The organism is Candidatus Chloroploca sp. Khr17 (assembly GCF_004138165.1).
Lineage (GTDB): Bacteria > Chloroflexota > Chloroflexia > Chloroflexales > Chloroflexaceae > Chloroploca.
In genome coordinates this window covers 1-24,793 of sequence record NZ_RYFF01000021.1, presented here as the reverse complement: position 1 = coordinate 24,793, position 24,793 = coordinate 1, and the positions used below count along the sequence as shown (strand labels likewise).

Sequence of the window (24,793 nt, the reverse complement as noted above, 5' to 3'; positions counted from 1 at the left end):
CAAATGCTTTTTGTTTGCAGATATTTGCAACATATTGGTTAGGTGAAAGATGCCAGCAAAGTCGGCACCTTTCACCCAACCAATACGTTGCTTAGCCAAGCAAGGATTTTAGCGGTCAACGAGGGTGGCAACCGTCACCCCATCCCCACCATCGCGCCCGCCGCCAGTGAAATTGACGACCAGGGGATGGGTCTGGAGGACATCACGCACGATCTGGCGCAGGGCACCTGTCCCTTTGCCATGCACGAGGCGCACCTGGGAGAGGCCGGCGAGGTAGGCATCGTTGAGGTAGCGATCAAGCCGGTCGCTCACTTCGTGAGCGCGCCAGCCACGCATATCGAAGGTCATAGAGACATCTGGGGGGGGCGGGAGGGAAACGGTACGTTCGGGGCGATAGTCGCGACGGGAATGCGCCGTTTCAGGCTGACCTTTTTCGCGGGTCAATTCGCGGAGATCAACCGTCATGCGAAACCCACCAACCTGAACGGTCGCCGTGGCGTCTTCGTGATCAAGCGCGACGATTTCGCCTTTGAGCCCGACGGAACGCACCATGACGGTATCGCCAGGTTGCAATGGGCGCGGTTCCTGCGTACGCGGAGCCACGGTGGCAGGCTTGGCTTGCTTTGCGGCAGCTTTGACCTGCTCGGCAGTATCCTTCAAGCGCTGATCGGCCTCTTCAAGCCACTGGCGCGAGAGCGAGACACTGCGGAAGTCGTCACGTAACCGTTTGAGTTGGCCGCGTGCTTCGCGCAATTCTTCTTCAAGTTCACGATGGGCGGCTTCAGCCTCTTGTTCACGCTGCTGCTGAAATTCCTGCCATTCGCGTCCAAGGCGATCACGGTACTTCGCGGCATCAACGCGGAGTTCTTCGGCACGCTGGAGCGCGAGCGACGTTGCTTCACGTTCTTTGTGAATGCCGGCGAGCAGATCTTCGACCGCTGCATCACTCCGGTCAAGCGTGCTATGCGCCCGGTCAACCAGCACTGCATCGAGGCCAAGACGACGGGCAATCGCGAGCGCATTAGAACGGCCTGGCAAGCCAATGCTCAGCCGATAGGTGGGGGCGAGCGTTTCGAGGTCAAATTCGACCGAAGCATTTTGCACGCCATCGGTATTGTAGGCAAACGCCTTGAGTTCGGCATAGTGGGTCGTCGCGACGCCGAGCACACCGAGTTCGAGCAGGCGCTCGACAATGGCGCGCGCGAGGGCGGCCCCCTCTACCGGATCGGTACCGGCCCCGAGTTCATCAAAGAGCACCAGCGCGGGGGGGCGTTCTTCACTCAGCAATTTCCAGTGATCGGCATCCCAGAGTTCTTCGGGCAACGGCACTGCTTCGAGCGCACCAAGCACACGAATGATCGTGCGCATATGCGACGAAAAGGTCGAAAGACTCTGCTCGATACTCTGTTCGTCGCCAATGTCGGCGAAGATATGGTGGAAAACCGGCAGGCGCGACGGGGCAGCAGCGGGAATATGCAGACCGGCCTGGGCCATCAGCGCCAGCAAGCCGGTCGTTTTGAGGGCAACCGTTTTTCCGCCGGTATTAGGCCCGGTGATCAGCAGCAAACGAAACGAAGCGCCGAGCCAGAGCGTCACTGGGACGACAGTGCTTTGATCAAGCAGCGGATGACGCGCCTCGGTGAGCAGCAACGGTGCCCGCTGGCGGTCGGGGTCAAGGGGCTGAGGATCAGCCACCGGCGTGATCGGCGCATCGGGCGACCAGTTGACTATCTCGGGGGCAACGCAGCGCAGGCTCGTCGCATATTTGGCCTTGGCAAAGGCGAGATCAAGCTCGGCGATCGCTTCGACGGCGGCCACAAGCTGCGGGGCGGCCAGGCCCACCCGCTCGGCAAGCAAGGCGAGGATGCGCTGCACCTCCTCTTCTTCGGCAGATTGCAACTCACGCCAGCGATTATTCAACTCGACGACGGCCATTGGCTCGATATAGAGCGTTGCACCGCTACTCGACTGATCATGCACGAGGCCGCGCACATCTTTGCGATGACTGGCCTTGACGGGCACCACATACCGCCCGTTGCGCACTGTAATAATTGGCTCTTGCAGGGCAGTACCAATGGTAGCCGACCCGATCATATGCTGAAGCTTTTCCTGGAGGCGGGCAAAGGCAATCCGGATCTCGCGGCGCAGACGGCCCAGTTCAGCGCTTGCGCTATCAAGCACATTGCCGTCATCACCAATCGCGTGCAGAATCTCATCTTCAAGCGGCGGGAGGATCGGCAGCAACGCGGCCCGCTCGATCACAAGGGGAAAGAGCTCGGGGTTGAGCTTGAGCAGACGCGTACGCATTTGGCGAGCAGCCATTGTCGTACCCGCAATTTCAAGCAAACTCGGGCCATCGAGCAACCCGCCGCGCTCGGCATGGCGGACGGCGCGACGAATATCGCGAACGCCGCCAATTGAGAGATCAGGAACCTCATCAAGCAACTGACGGGCCTCGCTAGTCAACGCGAGGGCCTGACGAACCTCGGCCACCTGCGTCGAAGGCAAGAGGGCGAGCGCAAGCTCGCGTGACGCAGAAAAGGCCGTATAGCGAGCGAGTTGCTCGCGAATTTTGAAAAACTCGAGGGTTTCGAGGGTTTGTGGTGCTATGTTCATAGGATGTATGGTACCACAGCCAGGCTGTGGGTACCTCATCCATAGGAAGGATTTTTTGGGGCCTGCGGCCCTATGCGTATGGGTTGTTAGGGCTGTCGCCCTAAGACAAGGATTTAGGAGCTAGAAAATAGGAAAGAGCCGAGCGCATCAGGACGCGATGGAGGGCGGTTGCCCTACATTCGCAACTGACTGTTGTGGTCGAGCGCCATAGATTCCTGAGAGGCAACCGGATTGAGCAGGGTGCGACACTGGTCGCTGGTACATCCGGGGCAGCGCAGCGCATACTGGCGCGAGTGGTTGAGCCCACTTGCGAGATGGTCAGCGACAAGCTCAGCGAGAGCATGCTGAAAGTTTTCGTCGCCGTTGAGGGCAGGAGCACGTTTGAAATTGGTGATGCCAACACTGTGAGCTAGTTCGCCGTATTCATGGTCAATCTCGGCGAGCGTTTCAATATGGTCACTCGTGAAAGCAATCGGGACGACAAGAACGTTGCGTCGCCCTTGCGCACCCAATTGCTTGATCACCTGCTCGGTCTGTGGCCCAAGCCAGCGCACTGGCCCAACCGCCGATTGGTAGGCAAGCAGATATTCGTACGCAAGCCCGAGTTGCTCCATCACCGCCTGCACACTCGCACCGATCTCCTGGGGATACGGGTCGCCACGCTCAATGATCGTGAGGGGCAGCGAGTGGGCGCTAAAGAGCAAGAGCACATTGTCTCGTTCAGCGGCGGGAAACTGTTCCAGGCCAAGCTGCACGCTACGGGTCATTGCCTCGATAAAACCAGGATGGGTCGGCCAGCGGTCAATTACGCTCCAAGCGAAAGCGTTGCTGAGGCCGAGCCGCCGCGCTGCCCGCCAGAGTTCATTGAGGCTTGAGCCAGTGGTGGCACAGGAAAACTGGGGATACTGGGTAAAGGCGACCGCGCGCTGCACCCCATCAGCCTGCATCTGACGCAGGGCATCTTCGCTAAAAGGAGGCGCATAACGAAAGGCGACATAAAAGCGATGAGGGGCCGTCGCTGGCGAGAGCCGGTCGAGCCAGCGTACCATACCTTCACCCTGGATAGTAGTCCAGCGCAAAATCGGTGAACCACCGCCAATCAGGCGATAATTCTCTTGCACGGCAGCGGTGCGTCGGCGGGCAATGAAGGGGCCGAGCCAGGTTTGCAGGGGCAACTGAATAATTTCGCGGTCAGCAAAAAGGCGGACGAGAAAAGGGCCGACTTCATCGAGGGTCGCTGGTCCCCCGAGGTTAAGCATCACAATGCCAGTCTGCACGGACATGAGCGAACTACCTTTATCTTGAGCGCACGCGCTCTTCTTCAGAATCTATACAAATCTCATCAAAACTATGCGTAGTATACCATATATGGGCGGGGGGAGGGCACGGGCAAGCCGTGCCCCTACACGGCGGGCACGGCGCGGGCACGGCGCGGGCACGGCGCGGGCACGGCGCAGGGCACGGCGCGGGCACGGGCAAGCCGTGCCCCTACGCGGCGCGGGCACGGCGCGGGCACGGCGCGGGCACGGCGCGGGCACGGCGGCAGGGCACGGCGGCGCCGTGCCCCTACGCGGCGCGGGCACGGCGCGGGCACGGCGCGGGCACGGCGCGGGTACGGCACGGGCACGGCGCAGGGCACGGGCAAGCCGTGACCCTACGCGGTGGGCGGCGGGGCGACGCGGCTGTAGGGGTACGGCTTGCCCGTACCCTGCCGTCCATGGGGCACGGCGCGGGTACGGCACGGGCACGGCATCACGGGGCGACGCGGGGCCTTACGGCCAGCGATAGCGCTGCCCTGGAGGTAGGCGCAAGGTTTCGGCCCCAAGTCGCCCGAGCATGACAGCGTCGTCGTCGAAGCGGCGTTCAAAACGGGCATGGGTGGTCCATTGAACGATGCGATCGTCGTGCCGAATTTCACCACTCACGGGCGTGCCAGGTAGGGCGATGCGCGCTGCGGCTTCGGCCATAGCTGGGCAGAGGCCATCAGGCCTCGGGGCACCATCGAGGCACGTGGTGCTCCGGCGGGTTTCGGCGAGGTAGAGCGTTGTCCCAGAGGGGCGCGAGGTAACGGCGTTGCCCCGGAGTTCGAGGCAGAGGCGCTCGAAACATTGCAGGCGCCCCCAGTCAAAGGGAACCAGCGGCGTCAACGGCCACCCGAGACGCTCGAGGCCACCCAGGTTTGTCCACGCGGCCAACATAACCCCTGGTACCATGTAGTCCGTTGCGGCGACATATTGCCCGCCTTGCGGCGCAACCGTGAGGATCGTCGGCAATATCACATCTGCTACTGCGCCTTCAGGCTCAACAAGGCTGACCTTGATCTGGTACGAGCCTGGCGGCAGATTCGTTGGTATAGCAAAGGGGTGCATATGTTGCACCGTAGCGTCGGTCGGCCAGCGCGACGGCGGATAGACGCCGTAGAGCAGTCGGCGGGTACTTGTCGCCACAACGCCGCCGTCGAGGGGCACCAGGTCAACCACAACACTCAGGTTATCGTTGGGAGCAGGCATCGCAGGCAGACGCTGCCATGCCAGCGTCAGCGTCACCAGTTCGCCGGACTCGTAGGTTGGCCCAACTGACGGCACGACGTGATAGTTCGTCAGGCGCAAAGCCGTGTCGCCCAAGACAAACTCGCCGTCAAGCGGGGAGGCAGGCCCGGTTGCGACCGGACGATAGAGATCGAAGGTGCCCAGCGAACCGTCGTGCGCATAACGGCGCTGCACCAGTTCGACCACACCGGGGCTTAGCCAGTTGCCCAGGTAATCGAGGATCACCAGGGGCAGCGTGCCATTGGCAAGTTCGTGCAGCAACGCCGTTTCATCAGCCAGCCCCTGATCAAGCAACTGACGCATTTCGAACGCCTGGAGCCGCGAGGTCACCCCGGCGGCTGAGGCAACCCCAGGCATGTCGGTCAGCACCACCGGCCCCGCCGCTTGCACCGTCGTCGTGAGCAGCGCACCAACCCTGGCCTGGGCCGCTAACACTTCCGCCTGCCGCCTGGCATCGGTCAGCAGCCCATAACGCCCAAAGACGAACCGCGGTTTCAATGGCTCGACCAAACTGGCCGGGCGCAACTGGTCAGCGTGCCACAGCGGCGGATAGTAGGCCAGCGCCAGCACAAGCAAGCCATAGAAGATCGCGCCACGCCATGGCAACCAGGAGCGGATCAGACTCGGCGCGAGCGCGATGAGCCAGATCAGACCAGCGTAGAGTTCGAGGAAATAGTTGCTATACGCGCCAACCTTGCCCACGCCAAGCGCGGTAAGAAAACCGGTGAGCGTATACAAGAGCGCGAGTTGGAACGACGAGCGCGGCCAACTGACTTCACCCCCAGGCTCCATCTCGATAGCGGAGAGGGGAAGGATTCGCGAGGAAGATCCAGGTGCAATCCTTTGCAAAGAAGCCTTTCGCCCCCTCCCCGGCTCTCCCCCGCTGGGGGAGGGTGTCTGGCTCCTCCCCCCAGTGGGGGGAGGTTGGGAATGGAGGCTATGCCGTTCGTCAGTTCTTGTTTGCAAAGGATTGGATCTAGGTGGCAAAGCACCCGACTCCAACGCGGTAGCAACGACAGGGTCACGGCGCAGCAACGACAGCCCGGCGAACGCAACCAGCAAGGCCGCAACGGCCAGCGGCCAGCGCAGGCGGATTTGCTGCCCCCAGAACTGCAAGGCCAAGTCGGCATCCCAGCGATTCGCATTGGCGGCAACGACATGCAACCAAAACCAGCCCTGGCTCGCCCATTGCATGCCGAGCAAGGCGAGCCCGCCTGCCAGTCCGAGGGTCAACCCAAGCACTACCAGGCGGTAGAGCGGCAAGCGGTCGGCATAGCGACGGTGCCGCCTGCGCCCCGGTAGCGTCTGGCGCGCAGCGCTCAGGCCTGGCAAGACCTGCCAGGCAAGCCAGGCCGATGCGGCAAGCGGGGCCGCAAGCAGTGACGGCTTGACAAAGAGACTCGCGGTCAACAAGAGGCCAGCGACGGCCACGCGGCGCAGCGAGGGCAACGGCGGATGCGCCAGCACCACCAAGCCCCAGAGCCCAAGCGCCAAGCCAAGCAGGTCAACCCGCATCAGGGCCGACCATTCGCGGACAATTGGGATGGTAAGAAAGAGGAGCACAAGCAACCACGAGGTACGGCGTACCACGGGTGAAGCCGCGGCCCCAGGGTGAGAAAGCCAGGCAATGGCCCCCATTGCGGCAAGCGTCGCCACCAGGGAAAGCAAGCGACCAGCCATCAACACCGACCCTGTCAGTGGCGTCAGCATCGCCGTAAGCACCAGGTAGAGCGGAGGATAATTGACAATCAGAAAAGGGGCGTTCTCTGGATCAGCATAGAGACGCCAGATCGGCACCCCGGCACGCAGGCGCTCGACTTGCGAGACCAGAGGGCCTTCGCCATAGTCAAGAGGAAAAGGAAACGCCAGAAGTTGCCGCACATGCACAGCAGCATAGAGCAGATAGGCAAGCGCGAGCAACCCCAGCGCAACCTGGGCCACGCGCACCAGCACCAGCGAAGGACGATACAGCATACGGTGCATTATATACGATGCGGTGAAGGGTGTTTTCTATGCAAACCACAACCCGACAACCCATCGTGTCTTGATCAAAAAGAGCCAGCATTGCTGGCTTTTTTTGATCAAGACACGATGATGAAGAAGGTGACACTAATCATCATCTTCCTCGTCATCGTCATCTCCGCTATTGTCATTCGTCGTTGAATTTCCGTTTGAGGTCGTGGTAGTGCTAGTGCCGGGGGTCGCGAGGATCTGGCCGCTGGTTGCATCCACATAGACAAGGCCTGTACTTAATGGCACTTCGTAGGCAACGGCACCCTGATACGTTACAAGCGTAGGCGTGCCTGTGAGCGTAGCACCACTACTACTAGCAACCGCAAGGCTCCCTGCCTGATCAGCCGAGACCGGATAAGAGCCTGCTGGATTTGAAGGCTGGAGAGTCGCTGGGGTTGTCATGGGCTGTGTGCCAATGGCCGTAGTCGCCTGGAGGGGGGCCACATCAGTGGGAGTGGATGTCGTGCTAGAACCAGAGAAACCAGGGCCGAACACCGCAAGCAGGATGAGCACGAAGGCAGTCACTGCTGCAGCGATAGCAAACAAAGCACGTTGGTTCATAAGAATGAAGCTCCTTACTAAAATGATATGTGAGCCTACTCTACAACTCTTTCCTTGGATGCACATTGGAAAGCATCACGTCATATTCCAAGATTGCTCACAGGAAAAAGGTGGCGAGGCAGGTGAAGGATCGTCAGGACAGATCGATAAGGTTGCTTCACCATAGATTATGACTCTGCTACCAGGATCATCAAAATTCCAAGCAAATTCCAAGTAACTGGTGCTACGCTCAAGGGAGAATTCATAACTATCGTGCAGGCGACCACAAACAATGTCGCCCATGCGAGAGAGAGGTTTTGATGGCATTCGTAGCACGATCCCTCACCCTGGATCTCATCAGGGCCGAGGTGCTTGCCACAGGACAGGTCGTTGCCGACTCGGTGCGCTGTGTCCAGTGTGGTGTCTGCTCTTACAACTGCCCGATCGGTCTTGACGTACGAGCCTACGTCTGGTGCAACGCAGCGATTGAAGATCCACGCTGCCTTACCTGCGGGCAATGCATCGCCCGCTGCCCACGAGGTGTGCTCCGTTTTGCACCGACGGATCATTCGCGTGCGTAACAAAGAAGAGGAATCTAATGGGTTTGCGCTATGTTATTGTCGGAGCGGGCGTAGCTGGCATTGCCGCTGCCGAATCGTTACGCACCCGTGAGCCGTCGGCCAGTGTTACGGTCGTTACTGACGATCCTGCGGGTTTCTATTCGCGTCCGGGTCTCGCCTATTATCTCAGTGGGCTTATCCCTGAGACGCAACTCTTTCCTCGCTCGCCCGCCGAGTTGCGTGCGCTCGGCTTGACCTGGGTGCAGGCTCGGGCTAATCAGCTTGATCCCTATGCGCATCGCCTGATCCTTGCTGATGGGCAAACCCTCGCTTATGACAAACTGCTTCTCGCCACCGGTGCGCGTGCAGCCTTACCTGACTTCCCTGGGAGCGAGCTCGACGGCATCGTCACCCTTGATAGCCTTGCCGATACCCGTAGCATTGTGCGCCGTGCGCGTCAAGGTCTGCAAGCCGTTGTTGTCGGCGGTGGCATCACCGCCCTGGAAATTGCCGAGGGCCTCAATGCGCGGGGGTGCCGGGTTCACTACATGCTGCGCGGGGCGCGTTACTGGGCCAATGTGCTCGACCCCGATGAGTCACAACTTGTCGAGGATCACCTTCGTGCTACAGGGATCATCCTTCACCATCATAGTCAGATACGTGAAGCGATCGGCAAACGCGGTCGCCTTATTGCGGTCGAGACCATGGCTGGCGAGCGCATCCCGTGTGCGTTATTAGCCGTCGCGATTGGCACACATCCACGGCTCGATCTTGCCCAAAGCGGTCGCCTCAAGCTCGACCGGGGCATTCTGACTGACGCCTACCTCAAGACGAGCGCGGAGGATGTTCTGGCGGCTGGTGACGTCGCCCAGGTCTACAATGAAGTGACGGGCAAAGCGACGCTCGACACGCTCTGGGCAACGGCCCGGGCCCATGGGGAAGCTGCTGCGGCCACGATGGCAGGCATCCCCACGCCCTACCGCCGTACCGTAGCGCAGAATGTCACCTTGCTCGCTGGTATCCCCACAACGATCATCGGGTCTGTGGGTAGTGGAGAGGATGCAGATCTCGTCGCGATTGCCCGTGGTGATAGCGAAACCTGGCGGATGGCTGGCTCAGCGTGGGTCGTTGTGGATCCACATCCGGTCAATCGCCTACGCCTGATGCTTGGTGAGCAGACGCTCAAAGGGGCGCTTGTGATGGGGGATCAAACGCTCTCGCGGCCACTACAGCGGCTGATTGCCGCCAACGCCGATCTTACGCCTATTCGTCAAGCCCTGCTCGCTGATAAGAGCGCCATTGCGCACCTCATCATGTCGTTCTATGCTGAATGGGAGCAGAGCCATGCAGACAAGCGGTGAACTGCCACTACCTCGGGGGCGACGACCGCCGCGCCACACGACCTATGAACTAGAGATAGCCGTGATTGGGGTCGGAGCGGTCACAGCTTGCTATGTCTGGGCCATGCAGCGCCTTGACACCGCCCCTGGCGCCTTCTTTGGTCACAGCCTGGGTGTGATCGGCTTTCTCCTCATGCTGGCTACCGAAACCCTCTACTCGCTACGCAAACGGATGCGCGGGCGAACCTATGGGCGGCTGAGTACCTGGCTTCAGTGGCATATTGTTATGGGCATCGTGGGTTCGTATATGGTGGTGTTGCATACGGCCTGGCGGTTCAATGGACTGGCTGGAGTCGTCACCTTACTCACAGTCGTGGTTGTTCTGAGTGGCTTCGTGGGACGCTATGTCTACACAGCCATTCCCCGCACCGTGGACGGTGCCGAACTATCGCTCGCCGATCTCGAGGCTCGCCTGACCGCAAGCGCGACACGCCTAGAGACTCTAGCCCGTCCTGGCTCGGCCTTACGTAACCTGCCATCCACCGATCTGCTTACGACACCACCACCCGTTCTTGGTAGTCCACTCACGGCACTGCTCGCTCGTCCGCTCCTTGCCTGGCGCGACCGGGCCGAGCAGCAACGCCTCCTTGCCACGCTTGGGATCATCGATCAAGCAACGGTCGTCGAGATCCGCCATACATTGGCCGAGCGCCAACGGCTCTTGCGTCAGATCGAATCCCTCGCCATTGCACGCCGCCTGATGGCTCTCTGGCACACCATCCATATCCCCCTCGGAGTGGCCCTGTTCGCGCTGGCATGTGTGCATATTGGTGCCGCGCTCTACTACGCAACCTTGTTGCGTTGAGGAGACTGATGATGCATCGTCTTGGCTGTCTTACACCCTTTGGCATAGCTGCCGGGCTTACGGCTATGGTGGCCGTCCTGATTGCCTGGATTCTCGGTGGTGGCAATATGTTCAGCCCTGGCCCCCTGAATGCCCAGGCGCGGATGGGTGTACCGCTTGGCGGCGTGAGCTCACACGCTGCACTCGGGGGGAATTGTGGTGCTTGTCATACCAACCCGCTCGATACCCGTGGCATGGCCGGTCTTTGCCTCGACTGCCACACCGACATCCAGGCTCAACTCACCAGCTCTGACACTCTGCACGGTGCTTTGCCCGACGGGGGAGCTTGTTTGAGTTGTCACACCGAACATGGCGGACCGACTGCTACGCTCACTGAAATGGAGCTCACGGCATTCCCGCACGCTGCACTGGGTTTCGCGTTGACTGCTCACCAGTACACCAGCACTGGGTCTGTTTTTGCCTGTGCCGATTGCCACACTGCGCTGAAGATCACCCCGCGCCCAATCAATGCCTATCGTTTCGATCAGGCGATTTGCATCGACTGCCATATGGACTACCAGGCTGATTTTGTCGTCTCGCACGTTGCTGATTTTGGGGCAGACTGCCAAAACTGTCATGACGGCATTGATCGCTTCAGCGGCTTTGACCACAATACCCTGACGGTTCCTCTCGCTGGCAAACACGGCGAGGCTACGTGTACGAGTTGCCATGGTGAGGTACGTGATGCTGCGGGTTTTGTTGGCCTTGCGACGACTTGTGTCGGTTGCCACCAGACCGATGACATCCATAATGGCACCTACGGCAGTGACTGCGCGAGTTGTCATACCCCGGCTGGTTGGGAGCAAGCGACCTTCGATCACAGTCGCACCGCCTTCCCGCTTACCGGTGCCCACATCACGACACCTTGCACAAGTTGTCACAGCAACCATATCTTCCAGGGTACACCCACGGATTGCGCATCATGTCACGCCGAGCCACAGGTTCACCTGGGACAGTTTGGCACGAATTGCAACAGTTGTCACACGACGAGCCGTTGGGAAGGGGCCATCTTTGATCATACCTTCCCGCTGAACCATGGCGGTGAGGGCACAATCGCGTGTGCGACATGCCACACGAACCCGCAACAGTATACCGTGTATACCTGCTACAACTGCCATGCACATCCGCAAGCCGCCACACTTGCCAAACATAGTGAGGAGGGAATTTCAGGCAATATTGATGACTGCGCTAGCTGCCATCCTACGGGGCAAGAGGGTGATTAGGCAGCTATGTCATCTTTGTTCACGGCACAGCTACGTATCCCTATATTTCGCGTGGTTAGTGGCGGCTTTGCCGCCACTAACCACGCGAAAACGCTTCTTCGGGACAGAGGATCGGCAGAGCAAAGCTCTAGCGTCGATTGACGCGGTAGCCGACCTGCTTGAGCAACTCGCTCGCGATGACGCTCTTCTGGATCTCGTTGGTGCCCTCAAAGATACGGGTCACCCGGGCATCGCGGTACATCCGCTCGAGCGGCACTTCACGTGAGAAGCCCATGCCGCCGTAGATCTGGATGGCTTCGTCAATCACCTGGCTCGCCATCTCGGTACAGTAGAGCTTGACGATGCTGCTTTCGAGCGTCGCATTCTTGCCATCATCAACCTTGCGTGCACAATCGTAGACGATCTGCTCCATCGTATAGATCTTGACCGCCATTTCGGCAAGCTTAAACTGGATCGCCTGCAAATCAGCGATGGGTCGACCAAACTGATGGCGCTCGATAGCATAATTGCGACTGAGCTCAAACGCCTCTTTCGCTGCCCCAACACTGCTGCCACCAAGCCCGCAGCGCCCGATATCGAGGGTCCGCATGGCAACCTGGAACCCATGGCCGACGCCACCAAGCACATTTTCGGCTGGCACACGCATATCCTCAAAGAAGAGGCTTGCGGTATGCGACGCCTTCAGGCCCATCTTGTCCTCAACTTTGCCCACTTGGAAACCGGGGAAGTCTTTCTCGACGATGAACGCGGTGATCCCACCACGGGCACCTTTGGTCTTGTCGGTCACAGCATGCACAATGATCACATCGGCGAAGCTGCCATTGGTGATCCACATCTTCTGACCATTGATGACCCACTCATCGCCACGCAATTCGGCGGTTGTACTAAGATTAGCCGCATCACTGCCCGCGTTCGGCTCGGTCAAGGCCCAGGCCCCCACGAGACGGCCCTCATTCATCGGGCGGAGGTACTTGTCCTTCTGGGCCTCATTGCCCCCGAGGTAAACACTCATCGCGGCAAGCTGGGCATGCGCCCCAAAGATCGTCGCATGGCTCGCACAGGCACGGTTCAACTCCTCCATCAACACACAATAGCCCGTGATGCCCATGTCGAGCCCGCCATACACTTCGGGGAACGGCACACCCAACAAGCCCAACTCACCGGCTTTCTTAAACGTCTCTAGCGGCACCCGCTCCTCTTCATCAACCTCACGGGCGATAGGACGGATCTCCTTATCCACGAACTCGCGCACCGTCTGACGCAGCATCTTGATCTCATCACTGTGCTCGTACTCCATTGTCGAGGCCTCCTCTTGATGCGGTAGTGATACCGCTGCTGTAGTGATGCAGCCTCTCTGGCTGCGCCTGGTTGTTGTGTGCAGGGCCGAGCCCTGCCTTGCCGTCTCTTGCTACTTGTCTGGCAACAAGTTAGCCTAGCTGGCTTGTTGCCAGACAACCACCCATTCCTGGAGCTGTCGCCCTACGAGCCATTGCGTATGCTGGCCGTTTTTACCAGCATACGACGCGAGTTTCCGGAGACCGCAGGCCCCCACAAAACACCTCTTTAGGGCGGTAGCCCTAACCCTACTGGCCCGGTGGCCCGGATGTACTGCATCATGTTGTTGCAACCTCCTGGAGTTGCTCGCCTGCCATGGCCTGCCTGGTTGCTTCACTGACAACGGGAAGAAGCAGAACTGAGGGATGCTGGGCGTCGTGAAAGATCGTTTGGCGAGCACGCAGACCCGCCGGTACAGCGTCGCTCAAGGCCCGTCCGTCCCCACTATTGACATTCCAGCGGGGGTGAGCCCCACTACAGAGATGCAACCGCAGGCGTTGCCCGGCCTGAAAGCGCCGTGCTGTGGCCCAGAGATCAAGTTCGAGCCGGAGGCTGCCGTCAGGTTGGCGCTCACCGACACCCGGCTCAACGCGGATAGTACCCTCGCAGACATTGATGCTCCGCCCATCAGGGTCAACCGCACAGAGCCGCCCGACGAGATCGAAATAGGCCAGATTGGAACGTACAAAAACCTCGAGGCGCACATAGCCAAGCACATCAAGCGGCGCTTCGAGCGGGACACTGGTAAAGAGCAACACATCATCCCGCGCCTCAACCAGCGCCTGGTTACGCGCCCCACCATTCGGGCTCAAGACCGGCCCGCCAACCGAAGGCGTTGGATCGTGCGGGTCATACGCGAACGATGAAGCGGGAGCCTCTTGCGCCCTGGTCTCACGCAACCAGCCCCCCGCGTGCAGATAGAGCCGCTGCAATTGCGCCGGCGGAGGCCAAAAATCCATCTCGTGCGTTTCGTGCGCCCCGAGCAGCGCCAGCCGTACGGCCCGTCGGCGCGGCACGTCACGCCCTTGCAACAGCGCATCAAACCACGCTAACCCCTCGCGCACAGCCGCGCCAAGGATGCTCTTGGAGGTATGGTGCCCGGCGAGCACCGTGAGATAGGGCCGCGCATCAGCAGCCAGCAAGTCGGTATAATCGGCAAGTTGGTCACGCAGGAAAATGTCGTACCACGCAGCGACCAGATGCACGGCTGGCGTTACCCGCGCAAGCGAGCGATCAAAATCCACCCGCGACCAATAGGCACCCTCAGGGTCTGGCTCGGCAAGCCACTGCTGAAAGAAGGGCTGCACAGCCCCGGTCGCCCGGCGATCGGCTTCAGCGAGCGGTGCCGAAGCCAGGGTTGCCGCCAGGGTCGCCTCGCGCTGCGGGCGCAACACCCGCACGAGGGCAACCAGGTCAAGCGAGCGGCGGTTGGTCGCCTCAAGATAGGTTGCCCAGCGCAGCGACGACTCATAGGCAAACGGGCCACCAGGATAGAACGAATGCGAGAAGCGGCTGGTTGTAATCACCGGCATGATCGCCTTGAGAAACGGCGGCGCATCGGCGGCCACGGCCCACTGGGTATAGCCAAGATAACTTGGCCCCCACATCCCCAGATTGCCCTCGAACCAGGGCTGGGCAGCGATCCAGTCCAACGTCGTGCGGCCATCCTCGTGCTCGTGAACAAAAGGTTCAAAGAACCCGCCCGAACGGAACCGCCCGCGGACGCCCTGCACCACCACATTGTACCCACGCTCAGCAAAGAGTGCCGCCCCCATCAACCCACCCGGCCCGAGCAACCGGGTCTCGGAGGGGCGACCATACGGCGTACGGATCAAAATCGTCGGAAACTGCCCACTGGCACGCGGAAAAAAGCGATCCGCATAGAGCACCGTGCCATCGGGCATTGGCACAGGCAGATCATACTCGGCAGCCACCGCATATTCGGGTGGGCGCAAGCCAAACGCACGAGCAATGATCTGGCGACGCTTGGCATAGAACCCCGCGCCAACCAATCCGAGCCCAGTTATGCCGATGGCCGCCAGCAAACGCCGCATGAGATCTTCCTCTATAAGACAAGGATTTAGGAAATAACAAATAGGAAATAGCTCAGCGCATCCTGATGCGCTCCATGCCTCCGAACGGTAAAGGAGCCTAAAACCTTGTCGAATGAAAATGGGAAAGATAGGGTAGGGAAAACGAGAACCCTGCCCTCTTGAACCTGAACATGCTCTGGGAGAAAGCATCCTGGCTTCGCCACAAAGCATATGACAAATATTACACGGTGCGTTATAAAAAGTATAACAAATACCTATGAGACCTGTCAAGCCATAAATAACGCAGAGTGTCAATTTGCCTCAAATTGCTCAAAGGCGAGCCCATAGGTGCGGGCGGGAATATCGCCAAGCGTTGTCGGCCAGAGGCCAGTCACCGCCCGCGTGATCTTGCCGGCGTGGTCGTGACAATTTTCGATAAAGAGCGAGTAGCGCTGCTGAACGCCGGCCGCCACCGTCCCTGCGACATAGACACCGGGGACATTGGTCTCCATTGTTTCGGGATCAAAGCGGGGAACGCGATTGGAACCTTCGAGCAACACGCCCACCTCTTCGAGCAGGCTCTGGTCGCCGCGAAAGCCGGTTGCCAACAAGACAAAATCAGTCGCATGGCGCAGCGTCGTCCCAGGCACCGGTTCGCCGTCGACGGTATGAGCGAATTCAACATAATCAGGCGTAATTGCCACCGGCATCGTCTCGGGCAAAAAGCGGATCGTCCCGGCTTCGATCTGGGCCAGCAGATCGGGCATGAGCCAATGCTTCACCCGGCGCTCATCGAAGGTCGCACGGCGATAGCTCATCGTCACCTGGGCACCGGCCCGCCAGCAGCGGAGAGCGGCTTCGACGGCGGAATTTTTGCCGCCAACAATCAACAACCGGCGCCGAAAATAGTCGTGCGGATCACGAAAATAGTGACTCACATGGGGCAGATCCTCACCGGGAAGATCGAGGCGAAGGGGCCAGTGCATATCACCAATCGCCAGGACTACCCGCGCCGCCTGATAGGTGCGAGGCCCGGTGCGATGGCTGGTGTGCAGCGTAAACGCCCCGAGCGCGCCCGTCACGCTCGTCACCGGCTCGTAGCTATTGATATGCAGGTCGAACTGCTCGACGACCGCCCGCAGATACGCCAGATACTCTTCGCCGGTCGTGCGTTGCTGATGATTATTGGGGATCGGCACCCCCGCAATCGCAATACGCTCGCTTGTACTAAAAAAGGTCGTCTGGCGCGGCCACCAGGTCATCGTATGACCAATCTGACCCGCATCGAACTGCACATAGCGTACCCCCCTGAGCTTGAGACACACGGCCAGTTCAAGGCCAATCGGCCCGGCACCAATAATGGCGATGTCGTACGGTTGCGGCATAGGCATGGGATATTGTTCCTTTCATGGCCTAGGGATGCGCCCCAGGCGTCGCGAATGGTTGTCGGCTCTTATCTTGACATGGAGTAACCCACATTAGTATAATACTCAAGATTCAACCTCATGTTAGGAGCCGCGTGTATTCATGAACCACCGTATACACTGGCGCAATGCCGCGGTTGCCACGTTCATTATCGTTGCACTCTTTCTCGCGGTAACTGCCCCTTTCACCTCACCTCCGCTCAGCGCTCAGACCGCTATTACGATTGATCCTCCCACCCCTACCATAAGCGTTGCGCCTGGTGGGACAAGTCAGATTCTGATTACCGTCACGAATAATAATATTCCCGGTGCGGTGGATCGTACGTTTACCCTAGCTTTTAGCAATATTCCCACTGGCATTCAGATCGCCCCTTCTGGTTCAACGTTCATTGCCGTCGGATCGTCCCAGCAGATCACGATTGGTGCCGCAGTCGCCAGCACGGTTGCGCCAGGGGTCTATACGATTGCCGGCATTATTACCGGTACCGCTGCGGGCCAGACGAATGTGACGCAGAGTATCTTTTTGCAGCTTACCGTCACTGGGGCAACGTTTACCCCAACGCCAACAACGACGCCAACATCCCGCCCAGCAACCGTGACCCCAACCCGTGGCCCAGTCTGTCGTGATGGCTTTGAGGATGATAACAGCCCAGCCACGGCCAAAGTGATTGATGTTGACACCTCGCAAGAACGGGCAATCTGCCCCGCTGGCGATGTTGACTGGCTTGTGTTTGGTGGGGTCGAGGGCAAGGTCTATACGATTGATATTGCGAGTCAGTCACCTGGGTTGGATCTGAGCCTCGAAATCTTTGACGCTAATCTTAATAGTATCGCCTTTAATGATGATTTCTTCAACCGCACCCCCGGGAGTCCTAATCCGGGCGATACGCGCCCCCGTATTACGATCCGTATTCCTGCTGATGGGCGGTACTATATTCGGGTACGTGATGTTGCCGGACGAGGTGCAGTGGATTTCCTGTATGTGATTGCGCTGCTCAGCGGGAGCTACGGGCCAACGCCAACCCTGGTTAGCAATGTCTGTCTCGATCTCTTTGAGCCCGATGGTCTGCCTGAGCAGTCCAAGCTCATCACATCGAATGAACTCCAAGAAAACCGTGCGCTCTGTCCTGATGGCGACGCTGACTGGGTAAGTTTCTTTGGCAAGACGGGTAAGCGTTACATTATGTATACCGATACCCGGCGCTATGTTGGGCGTACGAGGGTGAACGAGGATACGCAGGCGGGCGCGGATACGGTGATGGTACTCACTGATCGCGATGGGGTTTCGGTGATTGACATCAATGACGATATCCCAGGCGGCAATTCGCTCGACTCACAGATCGAGTTTATCCCTCAGGTTGATGGGTTCTATTTTATGCAGATCAAGAATGTTGGCGATATTGGCAACCAGTTTATTCGCTACGATCTTGTCCTGTTGCTCTGCTTGCCTGGGCAAACCGATTGTGGCCGGACGGCGATCACCGGGTTGCCGATTAACCCGCTTACGCCTGTGCCCACCGGCACGCCTGATCGTGAGTTTGTGCTTGATCAGCCAACGGCGACCCCAACCAATACAGCTACACCTGTGCCATAAGCCCAGTTGCCCAGGTTATGTATACACCTATTCGTGACGATACGCGAGAACTCGAAGTGCTGGTCAGCCAATTGGCTGACCAGACTGGTTCTCGGTTGGCGACGTCGCAGGGTGAGGCAACGGTGGCGGCGTTTGTCAATGGGCGGCTCCGCCATGCAGGGATGGGCGTTGGCACCTACGAAATACGCGTCGTTCCGCACCGAGGGCACTGGTATCGCTGGCCGGCCCTGCTGGGGCTGGTCGCGGCATTGCTGACGCCGCTGCTGCCGTCGCCATCGCTGTTGCTGGCGCTGGTGATCTTTGGGTGGTTTCTGCTCGATAGTCTGGGCATGCCGTTGCCCTCGCCAGGGCGGCGCTATGCGAGCCAGAATATTGTGGGTACCCGGGCGATTGCCGGTGCCATGGGGCTTGAACCGGCCGTGCCACGCTGGCATATCTTGCTGCTGGCCCCCCTCGATATGGCGCTGGCGCACCGTGGGCTTGCGGCGCTCTGCGGGACAGGGCCGATCGCCGCGCTTGCACGAGTCGCCATTGCCACCGTGACGATCCTGGCTTCCGGGATGAGTCTCTTGCTCCCCGGTCTTCCATGGCTGATCAGCCTGCCTGGTGTGCTGGGCTATCTGCTGTTGCTGGTGGCCGCCTTGCGCCCGCCAACGCCTGCCAACCCCGATGGCGGCCTGGCAACCCTGGCGACGATGTTGGCCGCTGTGCAACGCCTTGGCACGTTGACCAATGTCGAGGTGTGGGCAATCGCGGTTGGTGCCGTTGCCAGCGACCAGCGTGGTGTCACCAATCTGCTCAGGCGGTTCCCCTTTGACCGTACCCGGACGCTCTGCATTGCGCTCGAGCCGCTGGTGGGCAACCAGGTGGTCATTGCGAGCCGCGAACGGGCAGGGGGTGTGGCCGATCCGCTCTTGCTGGAACTGGCGCTCGAAGCCGACACGGCCGATCCCCAGATTGATGCTGAACCACAGATCCTGGCGCAACGGGGACGACTGGCAAGCATTCTGCGGCGTCACGGCTATCGAACCATGACTATTCTGGCACGACCTGCGCCGGGGGCGCTGGCGCAGAACAGTGATCCTGCCGCGATGCCACGGCTCGTGGAACGCACAACACGATTGATTGTGGGCATCGTGCGGGGGTTGGAGACAAAGGGATGAAGCGATCCGGGGAGACCTGGCAGGTGGGTGGCACCAGGCTCCTGGGGATAGCGGAAGGGTTGCCTGCCGCCCACCTGCCAGGTCTGAGGGTGCTTCGGCCCTACTTGCGTAACCTTCGGGGTCATGGTAGGATCAGGGTATCCTCGGCTGCACGTGGGTGGGTATCTGTTTTGAGCCAACACGGTTTCGATGGGAGCTTTGCTCTAACGAGTTGAGTTATGCGGCGGGCCGCAGATACTCACAGGCGGGCACCCACCTGCGCTTGCAGGTTCGAAACTGACCCATTCACGGCATGCCGAGGTAGATTTTTTTCTGGGCGGGACTCGTATGCTCTATCTCTTCTACGGCCCTGATGAACTGGCGCGCAGTGAGGCGGTTGCCGAGTTGTGTGCGCGTGTGCCGGCGGACGTGGCAGAGTTGAATATTAGTCGGCTCGATGGGCGGCGGCTGAAGCTTGAGACACTGGCGGCGGCGTGTGAGGCGATGCCCTTCCTCGCCGATCAGCGCCTGGTCATTGTCAGCGATGCGCTGAAGCATACGAAGGCGGGCAAAGAGCGCGATGAGTTACGGGCGTACCTCGATCAGGTGCCCCCGGCTTGTCTACTGGTCTTTGTTGAGGGCGAAGATGTTGACCGCCGGAGTGTGCTCTTTACGCAGTTGAAGAAGAGCGGGGAGTTGCACGAGTTTCAGCCCCCTCAGGGCGGCGAACTGGTGCGTTGGATGACCGAACGCGCCCGTCGCTTTGGGGTGCGCCTCGATCCGCCGGTGGCCCAGCACATGATCGAGCTCGCAGGCGGTGATCCGCGGATGCTCCAGACGGAACTGGAGAAGCTGGCGACCTATGTCGGGCGCAAGGGGACGATCACCGTGGCAACGGTTGATCTGCTCGTGCAAGACAGTCAAGAGCAGAATCTCTTTGCGTTCCTCGATGATCTTAGTATGCGGCGCATCGGCGCGGCGCTGCGCGGGGCCCACGCCCTGCTGGAAGATGGTCAGGCCCCGACCTACATTCTCTTTATGCTCGCCCGTCAGATCCGCATTCTCCTGGGGGTTCAGGAACTTGTCGCCCAGCGGATGCGGCCTGAGGCGATTGCCGCCGAATTAGGGCAAAAGCCCTTTGTTGTGCGCAAGGCAATTGAACAGGCGCGGGCCTTTGGGCATGGTGAACTGAGCGAATTGCATGCCCGCCTGCTCGAACTCGACCTTGCTACCAAAACTGGGCGCATTCAGCCTGAGACCGCGCTTGAGCTTTTTGTGGCGGAAACGTGCGTGGGGGGAGCTAGGGGATAGGGTATAGGGTATAGGGTATAGGGTATAGGGTATAGGGTTAACGCTGCGAGACCGGTGAGGGCTGCTGAGCCTGTGGGACGGGTGAGACCGGTGAGGGCTGCGGAGCCCCGCGAGACATGTGAGACCTCACAGGTCTGCGCAGCCTGTGAGACATGTGAGACCTCACAGGTCTGCGGAGCCTGTGGGACATGTGAGACCTGTGAGGTCTCCTAAGCCCCGCGAGACATGTGAGACCTCACAGGTCTGCGCAGCCTGTGGGACATGTGAGACCTGTGAGGTCTGCTGAGCCTGTGGGACATGTGAGACCTGTGAGGTCTCCTGAGCCTGTGGGACATGTGAGACCTGTGAGGTCTCCTAAGCCCCGCGAGACATGTGAGACCTCACAGGTCTGCGCAGCCTGTGGGACATGTGAGACCTGTGAGGTCTGCTGAGCCTGTGGGACATGTGAGACCTCACAGGTCTGCTGAGCCTGTGGGACATGTGAGACCTGTGAGGTCTGCTGAGCCTGTGGGACATGTGAGACCTGTGAGGTCTCCTGAGCCTGTGAGACCTGTGAGACCTGTGAGGTCTCCTGAGCCCGGCGAGACATGTGAGACCTCACAGGTCTGCTGAGCCTGTGGGACATGTGAGACCTGTGAGGTCTGCTGAGCCTGTGGGACATGTGAGACCTGTGAGGTCTCCTGAGCCTGTGAGACCTGTGAGACCTGTGAGGTCTCCTGAGCCCGGCGAGACATGTGAGACCTCACAGGTCTGCGCAGCCTGTGGGACATGTGAGACCGGTGAGGTCTCCTAAGCCCCGCGAGACCTGTGAGACCTCACAGGTCTGCTTAGCCCGGCGAGACGGGTGAGACCTCACAGGTCTGCTTAGCCCGGCGAGACGGGTGAGACCGGTGAGGTCTCCTAAGCCCCGCGAGACGGGTGAGACCTCACAGGTCTCACCCGTCTCGCGGGGGTATTGAGACCCTTTGCGCCTTTGCGCCTTTGCGTCAAATTGCGGTTAGGCGCCGACGGCGTTGAGTTTCTTCATCAGACGTGATTTGCGGCGGGCAGCATTGTTTTTGTGAATAATGCCTTTAACGGCTGCTTTATCGAGCGTGCTAATTGCGTCACGTACGGCCTCTTCGTCGGGTGTGCCGCTGAAGATCGACATTTCGGCCTTTTTCACCATTGTTTTGACGCGCGAGCGATAGACTGTATTGCGCTCGTGTTTGCGTGCATTGCTTCGAATGCGCTTCTTTGCCGACTGTGTGTTCGCCAAGGATGGGTACCTCCGGTATAATCCAGGTTACGCTTCGTTTTTGTCTTCTTCCCGCTAACGGTTAAGTATAGCAGAAGGGTTCCGTCCGTGCAACTTGGGATGCTGTTGCGCCGCGTACGCGGCGGGGCTTTGGGCAATAGTCTGATTGTGATGGCCGGCTTTGTGCTGAGTCGGGTGACGGGGTTGCTGCGCGATATGGTGGCAACCTATCTTTTTGGCACCTCGGCGGAGGCGGCGGCCTATCGGACGGCTTTTTCGGTGGTGGATCTGCTGTATCTGGTGATTATTGGCGGGGCCTTGGGGAGCAGTTTTATTCCGGTTTTTATTGAGACGTGGGAGCGTGACGGCAAAGAGCGAGCCTGGCAGGTGGCGAGTGCGGTAGTGACGTGGTCACTGCTGGTCTTGAGTATCGCCAGCATCGTTATTTTCCTGGCTGCGCCGTGGCTAATTACCACGCTTTATGGTGGGCAAGACTTTGATCAGGCCACACTGGAATTGAGCACGCAGTTGACACGGCTCTTTCTGCTTTCGCCGCTCTTGCTCGGGCTCGGTGGGTTGGCGATGGCGGCGCTGAATGCACGGGATCGTTTTACGCTGCCCGCTATGGCGCCTTCAATCTACAACCTTGGCATCATCGGGGGCGCACTGCTTGGGCAAGCGCTCGGCCTCGGCATCTGGGGGATGGCGTGGGGCGTCGTGATTGGTGCGCTGCTCTACTTGCTCGTCCAGATCCCAGGGCTGAATGCGCTCGAGATGCGCCTGCGACTGCACCTGGGGCGCGGGATCGAACAGGTCAAGCGCATTGCCCGGCAGATGGGGCCACGGGTGTTGGGGCAGGCCGCTGCGCATATCAGCCTGGTCGTCACGCTCGTGCTCGCGGCGCGGCTCAGCGACGGCACCGCCAAAGTCGCCGGACTTGGCTATGCCTACCAGCTTATGCTGCTGCCGTACGGCATCTTCTCGCTGAGCCTGAGCCAGGTCGCCTTTCCGCGGCTTGCGCGGCTCGTTGCCGAAGAGCGCTACGACGACTTTAGCAACGACATTCGGCGCACGCTGGGCACCATTCTCTGGCTCACCCTACCCGCGACGGCCATCCTGCTCACCCTGGGGGTCCCGATCAGCCGCGTGCTCTTTCAACGGGGGGCCTTTGATACCGCCTCACTGCAACACACCACCAACGCCCTGATGGGCTACGCGCTCGCCTTGCCGGCCTTTGCCGCCTCGGAGATCCTGATCCGCGCCTTCTATGCGATGCAGCGCACCTGGACACCTGTGCTGATCGGGATAGGCCAGGTTGGGTTGAACATGAGTCTTGGCATCTTCTTTCTCCGTGCGGGCAACGACGTCACCAGTCTCGCCTTTGCCTTCAGCATTGCCAACAATATCGAAGCGTTGCTGCTGCTGCTGGTGCTTGGCAACGCCATCCCAGGCATCTGGGCGCAGCCAGCGCTCTGGCGAAGTGTCGGCGTGGCGGTGATCGCCTCGGGGGTCATCGGGGGGGGCTTGCTGCTGCTGACGCTTCTTTCACAGGGCGCGATTCCAGCGCTGACCGCGACGCACCCGTACGTCTGGACCGAGGATATGATCGCGTTGAGCGCCTGGTTGATCGGAGCGCTGGCGCTGGCGGGGGCAGCGTACCTTGGGCTGAGCCTCATCGGGCGCGCCGCGCCGGCAGAGGCGCTGAGGGTGAGGGTTCGCGGAGGCGGGGAGGCGCGGAGGTTTTAACGCAGAGGCGGGGAGGCGGGGAGGCGCTGAGGTTCTTTTTGTACCTTTGCGCCTTTGCCCCTTTGCGTCAAAATGCGCGCCGCTTCGGGAGAGAAGGATCTCGCCAGATCGCACGATGCTCTTGTATAATACCTTCAACCACACAAGTCAATGAACAAGAGGCCGCCGAAGCAAGCTTATCGTGTAGAAACGACCATTGCGCCTGATGGCTCAATCAAAACTGATAGCGGTATTCCGTCGTTTGGATCCGTGCTTGCCTGCTCTGGAAGAATTCGGCAACTTCGAGAAAGTCATGGTTGCAGAGCCTCAGTCTTGCTCGGAAGAAGCCCTGGGTGGGGGTGGCATATTCCTGTATGATATCAATGGTCATAACGAGGGCACTGCTCGCAAGCTTGGCTTTCAAGTCAGCCAGGTAGTCTTGTGTGTCCACCTAGCCACCCGCTGCGTTCAGGAGGTTGATCTGCTCCTGGGTCGCTAACCACATCTGGTAGAACGCACTCCATTCAAAGAAATCGGCTTCATCACCCAGTTCCCCTGCTTGAAACTGGCGATAGAAATCCTCAGAAGAGAACTGATACCGCTCCTCAAATTCATGAAGAGTCACTGCCAACCGCGCTAAGGCTTGTTTGGCTTGCGTCTGTTCTCGAGCGATGAGTTGCTCAATCGTGGTATCAATCATGTCACTGTGGTATCCACGACGATAGAGTTGTTCCAACGATTGGATCTTGCGTAACGTCTGTTGGGCGGAGGTCATAGACGCCCTCCTTGGGTCACGGCTTCGTACCATCTATGCCTTCCAGGATATCATATCTTTGTGAACCATACCAGGGATGCGTTTTGAACCTTGGCGCCGTTGCGTCAAAATGACAGGCGTTCCGGAGGTTTTAACGCAGAGGCGCGGAGGCGCGGAGGCGCAGCGTTTCCTCTTGTATCTCTGCGCCTTTGCGCCTCTGCGTTAAAATGTTCGCCCCATACCAGAAACGCCGCAGCACCCAGGCGAGGCCATGGCACCACGGCGTTCCGGAGGTTTTAACGCAGAGGCGCGGAGGCGCGGAAGCGCAGAGTCTCCTCTTGTATCTCTGCGCCTTTGCGCCTCTGCGTTAAAATGTTCGCCGCACTACCGCGACGACGCGTGCGAGGTCTTCGAGGCATTGGTTTCCAGACGGGCCGCGCTTCGATGTTTGCGGCTTCCAGCGCGACGCGGATAGCTTCGCGATCAGTGCCGC

At 59.7% G+C, this 24,793-nt stretch carries 18 protein-coding genes and 1 other RNA gene; 9 read left to right on the top strand and 10 right to left on the bottom strand.

The window, feature by feature from the left end:
* Positions 1-108: 108 nt before the first annotated feature.
* From EKD05_RS13490 to EKD05_RS13475, 4 genes are all read right to left on the bottom strand, one after another.
* Entirely contained in the window at positions 109-2,616 is a 2,508-nt protein-coding gene (locus EKD05_RS13490; protein WP_129673557.1) for an endonuclease MutS2, read from the bottom strand.
* Between the two features lie 173 nt (positions 2,617-2,789).
* Positions 2,790-3,899, bottom strand: a complete 1,110-nt coding sequence (hemH, locus tag EKD05_RS13485) for a ferrochelatase (RefSeq protein WP_205703942.1) — start codon at positions 3,897-3,899, stop codon at positions 2,790-2,792.
* 489 nt (positions 3,900-4,388) lie between these two features.
* Entirely contained in the window at positions 4,389-7,139 is a 2,751-nt protein-coding gene (locus EKD05_RS13480; protein WP_129673555.1) for a hypothetical protein, read from the bottom strand.
* 135 nt (positions 7,140-7,274) lie between these two features.
* Positions 7,275-7,739, bottom strand: a complete 465-nt coding sequence (locus EKD05_RS13475) for a hypothetical protein (RefSeq protein WP_129673553.1) — start codon at positions 7,737-7,739, stop codon at positions 7,275-7,277.
* A gap of 299 nt (positions 7,740-8,038) precedes the next feature.
* Here EKD05_RS13475 and EKD05_RS13470 point away from each other — a divergent pair, with 299 nt between their 5' ends.
* Genes EKD05_RS13470 through EKD05_RS13455 form a run of 4 tightly spaced genes read left to right on the top strand, consistent with a single transcriptional unit; the run spans position 8,039 to position 11,745 of the window.
* Positions 8,039-8,299, top strand: a complete 261-nt coding sequence (locus EKD05_RS13470) for a 4Fe-4S dicluster domain-containing protein (protein ID WP_129673551.1) — start codon at positions 8,039-8,041, stop codon at positions 8,297-8,299.
* 17 nt (positions 8,300-8,316) lie between these two features.
* Positions 8,317-9,639 (top strand): NAD(P)/FAD-dependent oxidoreductase, encoded by a 1,323-nt coding sequence (locus EKD05_RS13465; protein WP_165360731.1) that lies wholly within the window; start codon positions 8,317-8,319, stop codon positions 9,637-9,639.
* Positions 9,623-10,483 (top strand): hypothetical protein, encoded by an 861-nt coding sequence (locus EKD05_RS13460; RefSeq protein WP_129673547.1) that lies wholly within the window; start codon positions 9,623-9,625, stop codon positions 10,481-10,483. The genes EKD05_RS13465 and EKD05_RS13460 overlap by 17 nt, the downstream gene beginning before the upstream one ends.
* Positions 10,484-10,491: 8 nt before the next feature.
* Positions 10,492-11,745, top strand: a complete 1,254-nt coding sequence (locus EKD05_RS13455; RefSeq protein WP_129673545.1) for a cytochrome c3 family protein — start codon at positions 10,492-10,494, stop codon at positions 11,743-11,745.
* A gap of 127 nt (positions 11,746-11,872) precedes the next feature.
* Here EKD05_RS13455 and EKD05_RS13450 read toward each other — a convergent pair whose 3' ends face one another.
* From EKD05_RS13450 to EKD05_RS13440, 3 genes are all read right to left on the bottom strand, one after another.
* Positions 11,873-13,042 carry an acyl-CoA dehydrogenase family protein gene (locus tag EKD05_RS13450; RefSeq protein ID WP_129673543.1) on the bottom strand — a complete coding sequence of 390 codons (1,170 nt, stop codon included), beginning with the start codon at positions 13,040-13,042 and terminating at the stop codon, positions 11,873-11,875.
* A gap of 316 nt (positions 13,043-13,358) precedes the next feature.
* Complete coding sequence (locus EKD05_RS13445) at positions 13,359-15,134, bottom strand: CocE/NonD family hydrolase (RefSeq protein ID WP_129673541.1); 1,776 nt, start codon at positions 15,132-15,134, stop codon at positions 13,359-13,361.
* A gap of 290 nt (positions 15,135-15,424) precedes the next feature.
* Entirely contained in the window at positions 15,425-16,504 is a 1,080-nt protein-coding gene (locus EKD05_RS13440) for an NAD(P)-binding domain-containing protein (RefSeq protein ID WP_129673539.1), read from the bottom strand.
* 136 nt (positions 16,505-16,640) lie between these two features.
* Between EKD05_RS13440 and EKD05_RS13435 the strand changes: the two genes are divergently transcribed.
* The 4 genes from EKD05_RS13435 (at position 16,641) to holA (ending at position 20,584) form a co-directional block, all read left to right on the top strand.
* Entirely contained in the window at positions 16,641-18,131 is a 1,491-nt protein-coding gene (locus EKD05_RS13435; RefSeq protein ID WP_129673537.1) for a PPC domain-containing protein, read from the top strand.
* Between the two features lie 17 nt (positions 18,132-18,148).
* Complete coding sequence (locus EKD05_RS13430; RefSeq protein ID WP_129673535.1) at positions 18,149-19,294, top strand: hypothetical protein; 1,146 nt, start codon at positions 18,149-18,151, stop codon at positions 19,292-19,294.
* A gap of 136 nt (positions 19,295-19,430) precedes the next feature.
* Positions 19,431-19,601, top strand: a non-coding RNA gene (gene ssrS / locus EKD05_RS13425) — 6S RNA.
* 20 nt (positions 19,602-19,621) lie between these two features.
* Positions 19,622-20,584: a DNA polymerase III subunit delta gene (holA, locus tag EKD05_RS13420; RefSeq protein ID WP_129673533.1), complete on the top strand. Its 963-nt coding sequence runs from the start codon at positions 19,622-19,624 to the stop codon at positions 20,582-20,584.
* A 997-nt stretch (positions 20,585-21,581) separates the two neighbouring features.
* Here the strand turns inward: holA and rpsT are convergent.
* A complete protein-coding gene (gene rpsT, locus EKD05_RS13410) occupies positions 21,582-21,842 on the bottom strand; it encodes a 30S ribosomal protein S20 (RefSeq protein ID WP_129673531.1) in 261 nt (86 codons plus the stop codon).
* Between the two features lie 87 nt (positions 21,843-21,929).
* Here rpsT and murJ point away from each other — a divergent pair, with 87 nt between their 5' ends.
* Positions 21,930-23,567: a murein biosynthesis integral membrane protein MurJ gene (murJ, locus tag EKD05_RS13405; protein ID WP_129673529.1), complete on the top strand. Its 1,638-nt coding sequence runs from the start codon at positions 21,930-21,932 to the stop codon at positions 23,565-23,567.
* Between the two features lie 214 nt (positions 23,568-23,781).
* Here the strand turns inward: murJ and EKD05_RS25765 are convergent, their stop codons facing one another.
* Complete coding sequence (locus EKD05_RS25765) at positions 23,782-23,937, bottom strand: hypothetical protein (protein ID WP_165360730.1); 156 nt, start codon at positions 23,935-23,937, stop codon at positions 23,782-23,784.
* A 60-nt stretch (positions 23,938-23,997) separates the two neighbouring features.
* A complete protein-coding gene (locus EKD05_RS13400; protein WP_129673527.1) occupies positions 23,998-24,321 on the bottom strand; it encodes a hypothetical protein in 324 nt (107 codons plus the stop codon).
* Between the last annotated feature and the right edge of the window lie 472 nt (positions 24,322-24,793).

Coding starts and splice junctions, on each gene's coding strand:
- EKD05_RS13490 (WP_129673557.1), bottom strand. CDS start 2,616: ATGAACATAGCACCACAAACCCTCGAAACCCTCGAGTTTTTCAAAATT.
- hemH (WP_205703942.1), bottom strand. CDS start 3,899: ATGTCCGTGCAGACTGGCATTGTGATGCTTAACCTCGGGGGACCAGCG.
- EKD05_RS13480 (WP_129673555.1), bottom strand. CDS start 7,139: ATGCTGTATCGTCCTTCGCTGGTGCTGGTGCGCGTGGCCCAGGTTGCG.
- EKD05_RS13475 (WP_129673553.1), bottom strand. CDS start 7,739: ATGAACCAACGTGCTTTGTTTGCTATCGCTGCAGCAGTGACTGCCTTC.
- EKD05_RS13470 (WP_129673551.1), top strand. CDS start 8,039: ATGGCATTCGTAGCACGATCCCTCACCCTGGATCTCATCAGGGCCGAG.
- EKD05_RS13465 (WP_165360731.1), top strand. CDS start 8,317: ATGGGTTTGCGCTATGTTATTGTCGGAGCGGGCGTAGCTGGCATTGCC.
- EKD05_RS13460 (WP_129673547.1), top strand. CDS start 9,623: ATGCAGACAAGCGGTGAACTGCCACTACCTCGGGGGCGACGACCGCCG.
- EKD05_RS13455 (WP_129673545.1), top strand. CDS start 10,492: ATGATGCATCGTCTTGGCTGTCTTACACCCTTTGGCATAGCTGCCGGG.
- EKD05_RS13450 (WP_129673543.1), bottom strand. CDS start 13,042: ATGGAGTACGAGCACAGTGATGAGATCAAGATGCTGCGTCAGACGGTG.
- EKD05_RS13445 (WP_129673541.1), bottom strand. CDS start 15,134: ATGCGGCGTTTGCTGGCGGCCATCGGCATAACTGGGCTCGGATTGGTT.
- EKD05_RS13440 (WP_129673539.1), bottom strand. CDS start 16,504: ATGCCTATGCCGCAACCGTACGACATCGCCATTATTGGTGCCGGGCCG.
- EKD05_RS13435 (WP_129673537.1), top strand. CDS start 16,641: ATGAACCACCGTATACACTGGCGCAATGCCGCGGTTGCCACGTTCATT.
- EKD05_RS13430 (WP_129673535.1), top strand. CDS start 18,149: ATGTATACACCTATTCGTGACGATACGCGAGAACTCGAAGTGCTGGTC.
- holA (WP_129673533.1), top strand. CDS start 19,622: ATGCTCTATCTCTTCTACGGCCCTGATGAACTGGCGCGCAGTGAGGCG.
- EKD05_RS25765 (WP_165360730.1), bottom strand. CDS start 23,937: ATGACCATTGATATCATACAGGAATATGCCACCCCCACCCAGGGCTTC.
- EKD05_RS13400 (WP_129673527.1), bottom strand. CDS start 24,321: ATGACCTCCGCCCAACAGACGTTACGCAAGATCCAATCGTTGGAACAA.